This is a genomic window from Methanosphaera sp. (assembly GCF_016282985.1).
Lineage (GTDB): Archaea > Methanobacteriota > Methanobacteria > Methanobacteriales > Methanobacteriaceae > Methanosphaera.
Genome location: NZ_JAEELZ010000098.1, coordinates 1 through 2611, shown reverse-complemented (window position 1 = coordinate 2611; position 2611 = coordinate 1). Strand labels below are relative to the sequence as shown.

Sequence of the window (2611 nt, the reverse complement as noted above, 5' to 3'; positions counted from 1 at the left end):
GTTCATTAAAATCAGTAAAAATCGTTACGATTTTTATAGATATAATAAATCCCTATCTTTAAATCTAATAAAAATTTGTTTTGATTGTTATAATCCAATAACTTAATAAGTTTAATCGAAAAAGACTAAACCGAGTTACATACATTTATAGTTATATAATAATTATATATAAAGTTTATGAAAAAATTGAATGAAATAGCAAAATTTTAAAGATTTTCCTAAAGATTGAAATAAAATAAAAATATTAAAATTAATTTAATGTTCAATTTAAATTTTAAAAAAAAAGATTGCACATATATAAAAAAGAATTAAAATTTTATAGAAAAATAGTATAGAAAGATTTTAAAAAATAAAAAAAGATAATTTTAAAAAAAATAAAAAATAGAAGAAATGAATTCTTCTAAACAATATTTCTATTTTTTACGTCCGAATGAGACAGTTGATACTAAGCTTAATAATGCTAAAACCACTAAAGCAATTGGGTTACCAGCTGCAGGAGTTACAGGAACAGATTTTTCTACTGCAGGAGTTGAAGGTTCTTCTTCAGGCTCATCTACAGGTTCATCTACTGGTTCCTCAGGAACGGTTACAGTAATCTCAATAGTGGTATTGGATGGATTATAATATTCGTTTCCTAAATACTCAATAGTAGCAGTGGTGTTTTCAGTTAATTCAACACCTTTAAATACAGCTTTTCCATCTTTTACTTCAGCTTTGTATTCTTTACCATTAACTTTTAAGACGGCTGTACCGTTTTGTACAGGGTCTCCATTTTGATCAACGATATCCGCGGTAATATCTTTCTTATCACCGACTGTACCAGAAACATCTTCACTTGTAGTTGTAGTGTTTAATGGTAAAATGTTTAATTTAGAGTCTGCTTCTGAAGAAAGGTAATCATTAATTCCTTCATCATGATGGTTATAATTGTATCTGCTGTAGGTTACAGTATATTTGTAAGTACCTGGATTTTCAAGTTTTACATCTTTAAATACGGCTTTACCATCCGCATCAACTTCAACAGTATCAGTATAGGTACTTGCACCTAATGAACCATCGCTAAGCTTGTTTTCATAATCAATTGTTAAAGTAGCAGTTCCACCAGGAACAGCTTTATTAGTTAGATCTTCAGTAATGGTTGCAGTAATGTCTACTTTATCACCAACATATCCAGTGATTTCCTCAAGTTCAATGCTGGTTTTGATATCATAAACAGCATAAACATTAATTACAAGAGTTTTATCCTTATATTCATCAACTGTGACTGTTAAATTATCTCCTTCTTTAAATTTTTCTCCGGTATCTTCTCTTTCCCAGTATAAGAATACTACGGAATCTGGAATGTCTGCAGGATTTATATAAGTATGAGTATAATTTACATTATCTGCACTACAACTCCAGGAATGATTACCATGAGCAATAGGATCAATATTATTAACTGTCAAGTTACCTGGAAGAATCTCATCATAAACAGCTATATAATGAACTTCATAACTTTCTCCAGTATATCCTATAGTCTTACGGTAATCTGCATCCAATATGATGTTTTCCCCATCAGGAACAACTTCTTCCCAATGATTGAAGACATAACGGACATTTTGATAAGTAAAATTATAAGCGGAAGGGTTGGTTGGTTTAACACCAGTCATTGATTCTAACTTTTTAACCCCTATAGTGCTGGAAACACCAGGACTTGTTGTTTGAACTTGTTTAGCTTGTTTTACTCCACTAGTATTTCTGTAATCAACAAGTATAGTTGCAGTTGGTTCATCAGCTGTTAAAACATCAGTTTCTTGAGCACTTTGAACATTACTGACTGCCTCTTCGGATAAATCAATATCATCTTGTTCTGCACTGACTACATCATCAACATCTGCAGCAGCAACAGCACTTACAGACACTAATGCTAAAATGATCAATGCGACAAACAAAACTTTAGTTTTTAATTTATCCATATTTAATTCACCATATTTTTTTCAATATGAAATATCTCCCAAAAAAATAAATCAATTACAATTTATTTAGATGAAAAACACCCCAAAAAATTCACCATATGTAACTTTTTAGAGAAAAAATATGCTCATCTTAATCAAAAAAATCAAATATCATGATTTTTAGATAAAATGAATCACATCTTTAAATCATAATAAAAATTTATTAGAAATTTTGTTATATTCCAATAACATCAAAAAAGCCTAACCTTAAAAACAGATTAAACCCCGTTACATATATTATATAATTAAATATTAAGTTATATATAAAGATTATGAAAAAATTGAATAAATTAAGTATTATTTTGAAAAAAAAATAATAATGAAATTAAAAAAAAATTACTATTTTAAACAATACACAAAATTTTGAAAAATTAATAAAATAAAAAAAGATTATAAAATCAATTTATCAATCACATGAATAAATTGGTTTGCTTCAGTTTCCAAACTGTGGTCTGGGTTTCCACGCATTTCAAATACAATAGCTGGAACTCCACCATCATCTATAGGAATTGTAGAGTACTGTGGGCTTGAATAACTTGCAGGCTCATAATAAATCACATAACTTAACGCCTTTGTCACATTATTCGCTGCATCATAAGCTACAGTGTCATTTGAAC

1 protein-coding gene and 1 pseudogene are annotated in these 2611 nt (G+C 28.8%); both read right to left on the bottom strand.

Annotated elements, in window-relative coordinates; all coding sequences use genetic code 11:
* Positions 1 to 413: 413 nt before the first annotated feature.
* On the bottom strand, positions 414 to 1955 hold the full coding sequence (locus QZZ11_RS06190) for an Ig-like domain-containing protein (protein WP_292474513.1): 1542 nt from the start codon (positions 1953 to 1955) through the stop codon (positions 414 to 416).
* Between the two features lie 429 nt (positions 1956 to 2384).
* A pseudogene (locus QZZ11_RS06185) lies at positions 2385 to 2611 on the bottom strand (hypothetical protein); the annotation flags it as partial.